This window comes from Bradyrhizobium sp. YR681, from assembly GCF_000282615.1.
Lineage (GTDB): Bacteria > Pseudomonadota > Alphaproteobacteria > Rhizobiales > Xanthobacteraceae > Bradyrhizobium.
Genome location: NZ_AKIY01000053.1, coordinates 1 through 9,405, shown reverse-complemented (window position 1 = coordinate 9,405; position 9,405 = coordinate 1). Strand labels below are relative to the sequence as shown.

The window sequence follows — 9,405 nt, the reverse complement described above, 5'->3', positions numbered from 1 at the left end:
CGAGCTGGAGCAGCGCCTGCCGATCGGCCCCGGCCTGCAGGTGTTTCATTCCGCCGGTGCGATGATTCCGATCTCGGCGGTCAAGCGGCGGCCGCTGGTGATGGCGATGTCGGGCCCGGCGGCCGGCGTCTCGGCCTCCGTCAGCATCGCGCGCCAGCTCGGCACATCGCGGATGCTGACCTTCGACATGGGCGGCACCACGACCGACGTCTGCCTGATCGTCGACGGCCAGGCCGAGATGACCGACGGCCGCATGCTCGGTGACAAGCCGCTGCGTCAGCCGATGCTCGCGGTTCATTCGATCGGCGCGGGCGGCGGCTCGATCGTACGCAATGGCCCGGGCGGCCTGACGGTCGGACCGGAGAGCGCCGGCTCCGAGCCGGGCCCGGCCTGTTACGGCCGCGGCGGCCTTGAGCCGACCATCACCGATGCCAATGCGGTGCTCGGCTATCTCAATCCCGAGACGAAACTTGGCGACCGGATCGGGATCGACATCGAATCCGCGAGGCGCGTGATCGAACCGATCGCGCGTTCGCTCGGCCTGAGCCTCACCGAAACCGCCCTCGGCATTATCAAGGTTGCCAACGCGACCATGGCCCGCGCGCTGCGCCGTGTCACGGTCGAGCGCGGGATCGACGGGCGTGACTGCACGCTGCTCGCCTTTGGCGGTGGCGGCCCGATGCATGCCGCGGGGCTTGCCGACCTCTACGGGATCGCAGAGGTCGTGGTGCCCAGCGCGTCCAGCGCGTTCTCGGCGCTGGGCTGTCTCACCGCCGATTTCAGCTTTCTTCAGCAACAGACGCTTCGCGCGGCCCTCGACGGGATCGACCTTACGCGCGTGTCGGAGCGGATCGGGACGTTGATTGAGGATGCCTCGGCGCCGCTGATCGCCAATGGCGTTGCGCAGGCGGAGATCCAGGTCGAGCTTGTGGCGCTGATGCGCTACGCGGCGCAGAACGATGCCATCCCGGTGCCGTTCACGCTGCCGCTGGATGTGGCCAGGCTGAAGACGGACTTTCTGGCGCGGCATCACGAGCTGTTCGGTTATGCGACGGGCGAGCCCTGCGTCATCGAATCCGTGCGCGTGCAGGCGCGTCGCCCGTCCACGACCGTGGTCAGCCGGCCGGCGACAGCGGTGAGGGCGGTGTCATCAGGCAAGCGCATCTGCTCGTTTGACGGCTTGCACGAGATCGAGACCGCGATCATCGACCGCGCCTCGCTGACCGACATCGTCAGCGGCCCGGCTATTATCGAGGACGCATGGTCGACCGTGGTGGTACCGCCCGGCTGGCAGGCCAGGCCTGACGTATCAGGCAATCTCTTCCTGACGCGGAGGGCGGCATGAAGCTCGATCCGTTCGTCGTCGAAGTCATCAGGCACGGCCTCTCGGCCGCGGCCGAGGAGATGAGCCTCGTCATGACGCGCTCGGCGCGCTCGCCGTTGCTGCGCGAGGCCGGCGACCTCTCGTCCGCGATTACCGACGGGCATGGCGGCCTGGTGGGGCAGGGCCGCGACATCCCGATCCATCTCGGCGCGATGGCCTACACCATCCCCGAGCTGTTGAAGGTGATGCCGCGCGGCAGCCTGAACGACGGCGACGTCGTGATCTACAATGTCGGCGCGCTCGGCGGCAATCATCTCAACGACGTCAAGGTGGTGCGGCCCGTCTTCTTCGAGAGCGAGATCGTGGCCTTCGCGGTCAGCCTTGCGCACTGGCCCGATATCGGCGGCACCTGGCCCGGCAGCTATTTTGCAAAAGCCATCGACACCTTCCAGGAGGCGATGCGGATTCCGCCGGTGCTGATCGCAACGTCAGCCGGCGTCATCACACCGATCGTGCAGCTGCTCAAGGCCAATGTCCGCGACCCCGAATCCTGCGAGGGCGATCTGCTCGCCCAGATCGCGGCGACCAAGGCCGGCGAGAAGCGCATTGTCGAGCTCTGCCGCGAACACGGCAAGGCGGTGTTCACGGCGACGCAATCGCGCCTGCACGATCTCTCCGAGATCGAGATGCGCGAGGCGCTGCGCGCGCTGCCGGATGGTGTCTACGAAGGCGAGGACCATCTCGACGACGGCAGCGTCAATAACGCACCCGCGCGCATCCATGTGAAGATCACGATCGCAGGCGACGAGGCGACCTTCGATCTCTCCGGGAGCTGCGACCGCGTCTCCAACTTCTGCAACACGACGCCGTTCATGGCGCGTTCGGCGGTGGCCTATGCCGCCCGTATCATGAGCGGGCGTGACATGCACCAGAACGCGGGCGCGCTCAGGCCCTTGACCATCATCACACGCCCGGGCTCGATCCTGGAGCCCGGCTGGATGGCCTCCGTCGCCGCCGGCAACCACGAGACGTCGATGCGCATCGTCGATGCGATTTTCCGCGCGATGCAGGACACCATTCCGGAACGTCTGTCGGCCGGCGGCGCGACCACCGCGGGCGTGCTGTTCTTTGCCGAACCGCGGCAGAATGGCTCCTGGAAAATGCTTTACGAAGTCCACGGTGGCGGCGAAGGCGCGCGGCATGATCGTGCCGGCATGTCGGCGACGCGGGTGCATCTCTCCAACACCTCGAACACGCCGGTCGAGGTGATCGAGGCGAGCTATGCCATTCGCCTGGAGCAGCAGGCCATTCGCTGGAACTCCGGCGGCGCAGGCGCTCATCGCGGCGGCGACGGCTCCGTTCGCACCTATCGCATCCTGGCTCCCTCGATGCACCTGACCACCTGCATCGAGCGCATGGTGATTGCGCCGTTCGGCATGCAGGGTGGCGAGTCCGGCCAAGCCTGCCGGATCTCGCTGGTCAGGCAGGGCGAAAACGTCGCCATCGACGGCAAGTCGAATCTGGTGTTGCAGCAAGACGATCTCGTCACGATCGAGATGTGCGGCGGCGGCGGCTACGGCGCCGCGGCTGCGAAGTGAGGGGACCCGCGATGAGCAGATTGTTGCGAACCGGACTGAACGCGGGCGAGGCCGCGCCGATGGCTGTGGTCGGCGGCGAGGGCGTCTATTTCCATCTGTCGGACGGCCGCAAGCTGATCGACGGCAGCAACACCGGCGGCGGGCTCGGCCATCGCCATCCCGCGATGGTGGAGGCGATCCGCCGCGCGGCCGATACGCCGGTCGTCAACGAAGGCTGGACCTGGGTCGGTCGCGAGCAGGCTGCCGACGATCTGATGGCCACCGCCTTCAACGGCGAAGAGGATTGGGTCGGCGCGGTTCGCTTCTGCATCAGCGGCAGCGAGGCCAACGACATGGCGCTGTCGCTGTGCCAGGCGCTGACGCAGCGTTCGGCCTTGGCGACGCGCGAGCGCGCCTATCACGGCATCACCGGACTTTCTCGTGCGATGACGGTGCAGCCGCAATGGCACGGCGGTCTCGCCGTGCATGCAGGCGGCTCGAAGCTGCCGGCGCCGATGGCGCTGGTGCGGATTTTGCCTGCGCCCGATGGCGCGATCTATGGCGGGCCGGCCAACAACACGCCGCCCAGCGAATATCTGGCAGATGCTGCTGGCCTGCTGTCGGATACCGCGGCAACGATCATCGACTACACGCAGGGCGGCATTTACTACGACGGTGCCTATCAGGACGAGGTGGCGCGTCTTGCGCGGCAGGCCGGTTCGTACTGGATCGCCGACGAGGTCGTCACCGGCGCAGGCCGCGCGGGCCGCTGGTTCGCTTTCCAGGGCGCGAAGAGCCGCCCCGACATCGTGACGCTTGGTAAATCGCTCGGCGGCGGTGCGGCGGCAGTAGCTGCGGTGGTGGTGTCGAAGGACATCGTCGAGCGGCTCAAGGGCTCGAGCTGGCAGAATTACGGCACGCTGCGCGGTCATCCCATCAGCATGGCCGCCGTCAGCGCTTATCTGAAGGTCGTCAGCGACGACAGGATTCTGGAACACGTCGCGAGCCTGGAAAAGCTGTTCATCCGGCGCCTGCTCGCGATTGCGCAAAAGCATCCGAGCGTGCAGCGCGTGGCGGGGCAGGGGCTGCACTGGACGGTGGAGCTGCACGGCCCGGACTGGCGCACCTGGCATGCCGACACCACCGAGGTGCCGATCGCCTCGCGCGTCGCGGAGCGGGCGTTGGAGGCCGGCGCCGTCATTGGCACCAGCGGTGAGCAGACCTCGCTGTTCCTGGCGCCGCCGCTGGTGATCTCCGAGCGCGAAGCCATGCTGCTGCTCGATGCGCTCGATCACGGCCTCGATATCGCAGACAGGGAGCACGGGTGAGCGCGGATCACACAGCGCCCCATCGCTCGCCGGCCTGGCCGGCGAATGAGCCCTGGCATCTGGCGATGCCGGAGGGGACGCTTTACGACGCGCTGGCACGGGCCGCGCAAGACCGCCCCTTGCATCCGGCGACGGTGTTTTACGGTGCAAGCCTGGGCTACGCCGAGCTGCGCGCGCGGGTCGATGCCCTGGCCGGATTCCTGCAAGGCGTGTGCGGCGTGAAGCGTGGCGACCGCGTCATGATCGCGCTTCAGAACTCGCCGCAATATGTCGTCGCCTACTATGCGGTGATGCGGGCGGATGCCGTGATCGTGCCTGTGAACCCCATGAACAAGACCGCCGAGATCGCGTATCTCGCCGAAGACAGCGGCGCGAAGGTCGCGATCATCGGCAGCGAGCTGGGCGATGTATTTGCTCCGCTTGTGGGCGAGGCCATCGCGCATGCGATCGTCGCGCAATATCGCGATGAAGTTCCAGTCGCGACGCCTTATACGCTGCCGTCATGCGTGACTGAGGCGCCGTCGGACGTGCCGTCGTCGCCGGGCTGGCACGCTTGGTCCTCCGCGACCGCGCAAGGCTTGCAGCCGCGTGCGATGGAGGCAGGTCCGGACGACCTCATGATCCTGCCCTACACGTCGGGCACGACGGGCAAGCCCAAGGCGTGCATGCACACCCATCGCAGCGCGCTGTTCACCGCTGTGCTACAGGCGCGCTGGTATGGCATGGGCGCTGACGACGTGATGACCGGCTTCATGCCGCTGTTCCACGTTGCGGGCATGCAGGGCTCGATGAACGGCGCCATGGTCGCCGGCGCGACGCTGCTCCTGATGGCGCGCTGGGACAAGGACCTGCTGCCCGACCTGTTCGAGACCTATGGCGTCACGTTCTGGAACGCGGCGCCGACCATGATCGTCGACGTGCTCGCCAGCGCGCGCTTTCGTGACCGATGCTTTGCGAAGCTCAAGGTGCTGACGGGCGGTGGTGCGGCGATGCCGACCGCGGTCGCGGAGCGGCTGAAGGGACGTTTCGGCCTCGATTTCGTCGAGGGCTACGGCATGACCGAGACGATGTCGCCGACCCATATCAATCCAATGGCGGCGCCGAAGCGGCAATGCCTCGGCATTGCCGTGCACGAGACCGATGCGCGGGTCGTCGATCCCGATAGCCTGATCGAGCTTGACGACAATGTCGTCGGCGAGATCGTCGTGCACGGGCCGCAGGTATTGCAGGGCTATTGGAACCGGCCCGAGGCCAATGCAGAGTCCTTCATCGAACTCTCGGGAAAGCGGTTCCTGCGCACCGGCGATCTCGGCTATCGCGATGCCGACGGCTATTTCTTTGCGGTCGACCGGCTGAAGCGGATGATCAATGTCAGCGGCTTCAAGGTGTGGCCGGCCGAGGTCGAGGCGGCGATGTACGGGAATCGCGCCATCCGGGAGTGCTGCATCATTTCGGCGCCGGACGGCTATCGCGGCGAGACGGTCAAGGCGCTGGTGGTGCTCGATGAAGCCGCTCGCGCCACGATGTCGGCGGACGACATCATCGGCTGGGCGCGCGGCATGATGGCGAGCTACAAGGCGCCCCGTGCGGTCGTCTTCGTCGAGTCCCTGCCGCGCACCGCCAGCAACAAGATCAACTGGCGGCTTTTGCAGGACGCCGAATGGGGGCGGACGGCATGAAAACTGCTTGTCTGGAAAACCGGCGCCAGACCGCGGTATGCTGCACGCGCCACCCCCTTGAAGCTGCAATCCCCAGCCTCGCCAATCAATCAGGAATTTTCTGATGCGTATCGTCAACGTCGCCGCCGCCCAGATGGGCCCGATCCAGAAGGCCGACAGCCGGGAGGTCGTGGTCAAGCGCATGATCGCGCTGATGGACGAAGCCAAGAGCAAGGGCGCCGACCTGATCGTCTATCCGGAGCTGGCGCTGACGACGTTCTTCCCGCGCTGGTACGCGGAGGACCGGGCCGAGTTCGACAATTGGTTCGAGCGCGAGATGCCGAACGCGGCGACGAAGCCGCTGTTCGAACGCGCGGCGCAGCACCAGATGGCGATGAATTTCGGCTATGCCGAGCTGACGCCTGACGGCCATCACTTCAACACCGCGATCCTGACCGACAAATCCGGCAAGATCGTCGGCAAATACCGCAAGGTCCATTTGCCGGGCCATGTGGAATACGACACCAAGCGTTCGCACCAGCACCTGGAGAAGCGCTATTTCGAGCCGGGCGATCTCGGCTTCAAGGTCTGGCGCGAGCTCGGCGGCATCATCGGCATGGCCATCTGCAACGACCGCCGCTGGCCCGAGACCTATCGGGTCATGGGCCTGCAGGGCGTGGAGATGGTGCTGATCGGCTACAACACGCCGTCGGTCAACGCCGAGAAGAGCGAGGAGGGCGTCGAGAAGCGCCTGTTCCACAATCGCCTCTCGGTGCAGGCCGGCGCCTATCAGAACGCGACCTGGGTCGTCGCGGTCGGCAAGGCCGGCAATGAGGATGGCCATCCGCTGTTCGGCGGCAGCCTGATCGTCGATCCCAACGGCGAGATCGTCGCCGAGGCCAAGACCGAGGACGACGAGGTTCTGGTTCACGCCTGCGACCTCGATGCCACCACTTTCGGCAAAACCACGATCTTCGATTTCGCCCGGCATCGCCGCATCGAGCATTACGGACTGATCACCAGCCAGACCGGCGCGGTGCCGCCCCCGGAGAAGTGACGCCGATGGCGGAGAAGGGCACATCAGGCATTCCGCTGCGCGAGCTCGATCCGCGCGATCGCTACAAGCTGCTTTGCGGCGTGGTGGTGCCGCGGCCGATTGCGCTGGTGACGACTCTGGACCAGAACGGGGCGGTCAATGCCGCGCCGTTCAGCTTCTTCAACGTGTTCTCCGAAAGCCCGGCGCTGATCGTGCTCGGGCTCCAGCACAAGCCTGATCACTCGCCGAAGGACACCACCCGCAACATCCACCGCGACGGCGAGTTCGTGGTGCACATGGTGGATGAGGCGCTGTCTGGCGCGATGAACGACTGCGCGGTCGATTTCCCCTCCGGCGACAGCGAAGTCGCGGCGACCGGGCTCGCCACGCTTCCCTCGGTCGATGTGAAGGTCCCGCGTCTTGCGGCCGCACCGTTCGCGCTGGAATGCCGGCGCCATGTCGTGCTGAATTTTTCGCCCGACCGCGAGCTGCTGGTCGGCGAGGTGCTCAGGATTCACGCCCGCGAGGGCCTCGTCGATGAAGCCAACATGTATGTGGATCTCGACGCCTACCGGCCGATCGGCCGCATGTTCGGCAATCTCTACACGACGCAGCGGGATACGTTTGCGCTGGTCCGCGAGAGCCATGCGCAATGGCTCGCGCGCCAGGACGACAAAGAGCTGAAGGACGCCTAGTGAGCCTAGAACTGCACCGTACCGAGCGCCATGGTGACGGCCGCCTGTGTCGGATCGATCACCGGAATACCAAGCGCGTCCTCCAGCGGCCGCCGATGCCGGGCCATGCCGGCGCAGCCCATCACGATGGCGCGGGCGCCGTCCTCGTCGCGCAGCGCGCGGCCGACCTCGATCATTTTTGCAAGCGTGCCTTCGCCGGACGCGGTCTCGGCGACGCTCATGTTGAGCGGCCGCTCGCCGGCGAGGCGCTCGGTCAGTCCCATCTGCCTGAGATAGCGCATGTGGCGCGGGATCGAGCGCTGGGCAATCGCGATAACGCCGAAGGTCTCGGCGCGGGCGAGCGCCGTCAGCACGCCGCACTCGGCGATGCCGAACACGGGGCGGTCGGTGCCTTCGCGGCAGACCTGGAGCCCGGGATCGCTGTAGCAGGCGATGACGAAGGCCGCGGAGCTGTTGTCGCCTTCGACCAGCTTTCGCAGCGGCATCGCGACGCCGTCGACATCGGCCTGGCTTTCAATGCCGAACGGCCCTTCGGCCAGCGACTGGCAGACCAGTTCCGGCCCGCCCTCGAAGCCCAGCGGCCGCAAGGCTTCCTCAAGCCCTTGCGTGACCGCGGGGTTGGAGTTCGGATTGATGACGAGAATGCGCGGCCGGGACATGCTGGTCTTCCCTTGAAATTACGACTACCTGCCTCAGGCATATCACGGAGTGCCTCATGACTGAACCCACTTACGACCTGATCATCCGCGGCGGACGCGTCGCCACCACGACCGATGTTTTCGAGGCCGATGTCGCCATCTCCGGCGAGACCATCGCAGCCATCGGCAGGGGGCTTCCGGCAGCCAAGCGCGAGATCGATGCGCGCGGCAAGCTGGTGCTCCCGGGCGGCGTCGACAGCCATGCCCATATCGAACAACTGTCCGCGGCCGGCATCATGAACGCCGACACCTTCGAGAGCGCGACCGTCTCCGCCGCGTTCGGCGGCACCACGACGGTCATCCCGTTCGCCGCCCAGCATGTCGGCATGAAGCTGCCGCAGGTGGTCGAGGACTATCACGCGCTCGCCAAGAAGGGCGCCGTGATCGACTACGCCTTTCACATGATCATTGCCGATGCGACCAGGGAGACGGTCGAGGAGCACATCCCGGCGCTGGTGAAGCAGGGCCATGCCTCGATCAAGATCTTCATGACCTACGACCGCCTCAAGGTCGATGACGAGCCCTTGCTCGATATTCTCCTGGCCGCGCGCCAGTCCGGCGCGATGCTGTGCGCGCACGCCGAAAACCACGGCATCATCGCCTGGATGGTGAAGCGGCTGCTCGCGCGCGGCTACACCATGCCGAAATACCACGCCGTCAGCCACGCCCGCGTCTCCGAGGCGGAAGCCTTCACCCGGCTGATCGGCATGGCGGCGCTGATCGACCAGCCGATCATGATCTTCCATGTCTCAACGGCCGAGGGCGCCAAGGTGATCCGCGACTCGCGCGGGCAAGGGCTGAAGGTGTTTGCGGAGACCTGTCCGCAATATCTGTTCCTCACCGCAAACGATCTCGACAAGCCCGGCTCCGAGGGCGCCAAGTGGATGTGCAGTCCGCCGCCGCGCACGCATGCCGACCAGGAGGCGCTGTGGCAGGCGCTGTCGCTCGGCGATCTCCAGACCATCTCGTCGGATCATGCGCCGTATCGTTACGACGAGACCGGCAAGCTGCGCGCCGGCCCCAATCCCAACTTCAAGCAGGTCGCGAACGGCCTGCCGGGACTGGAGCTGCGGCTGCCGCTGCTGTTCG

At 66.3% G+C, this 9,405-nt stretch carries 8 protein-coding genes; 7 read left to right on the top strand and 1 reads right to left on the bottom strand.

Annotated elements, in window-relative coordinates:
* The 6 genes from PMI42_RS07180 to PMI42_RS07155 form a co-directional block, all read left to right on the top strand.
* Positions 1 to 1,345: hydantoinase/oxoprolinase family protein (locus tag PMI42_RS07180; protein ID WP_008132069.1), on the top strand; the 1,345-nt coding region annotated here is incomplete at its 5' end.
* Positions 1,342 to 2,922, top strand: a complete 1,581-nt coding sequence (locus PMI42_RS07175) for a hydantoinase B/oxoprolinase family protein (RefSeq protein ID WP_008132067.1) — start codon at positions 1,342 to 1,344, stop codon at positions 2,920 to 2,922. The genes PMI42_RS07180 and PMI42_RS07175, both read left to right, overlap by 4 nt.
* 11 nt (positions 2,923 to 2,933) lie before the next feature.
* Positions 2,934 to 4,229 carry an aminotransferase class III-fold pyridoxal phosphate-dependent enzyme gene (locus tag PMI42_RS07170; RefSeq protein WP_008132065.1) on the top strand — a complete coding sequence of 432 codons (1,296 nt, stop codon included), beginning with the start codon at positions 2,934 to 2,936 and terminating at the stop codon, positions 4,227 to 4,229.
* Positions 4,226 to 5,908, top strand: coding sequence for a long-chain-fatty-acid--CoA ligase (locus tag PMI42_RS07165; RefSeq protein WP_008132063.1), 1,683 nt, complete (start codon positions 4,226 to 4,228; stop codon positions 5,906 to 5,908). The genes PMI42_RS07170 and PMI42_RS07165 overlap by 4 nt, the downstream gene beginning before the upstream one ends.
* A gap of 103 nt (positions 5,909 to 6,011) precedes the next feature.
* Entirely contained in the window at positions 6,012 to 6,944 is a 933-nt protein-coding gene (locus tag PMI42_RS07160; RefSeq protein ID WP_008132060.1) for an N-carbamoyl-D-amino-acid hydrolase, read from the top strand.
* Between the two features lie 5 nt (positions 6,945 to 6,949).
* A complete protein-coding gene (locus PMI42_RS07155) occupies positions 6,950 to 7,618 on the top strand; it encodes a flavin reductase family protein (protein WP_008132057.1) in 669 nt (222 codons plus the stop codon).
* Positions 7,619 to 7,623: 5 nt separating this feature from the next.
* Here the strand turns inward: PMI42_RS07155 and PMI42_RS07150 are convergent, their stop codons facing one another.
* Positions 7,624 to 8,277 (bottom strand): aspartate/glutamate racemase family protein, encoded by a 654-nt coding sequence (locus tag PMI42_RS07150; protein WP_008132055.1) that lies wholly within the window; start codon positions 8,275 to 8,277, stop codon positions 7,624 to 7,626.
* Between the two features lie 56 nt (positions 8,278 to 8,333).
* On the opposite strand from PMI42_RS07150, the gene hydA reads away from it, so the two are divergent.
* Positions 8,334 to 9,405: dihydropyrimidinase (gene hydA / locus PMI42_RS07145; RefSeq protein WP_008132053.1), on the top strand; the 1,072-nt coding region annotated here is incomplete at its 3' end.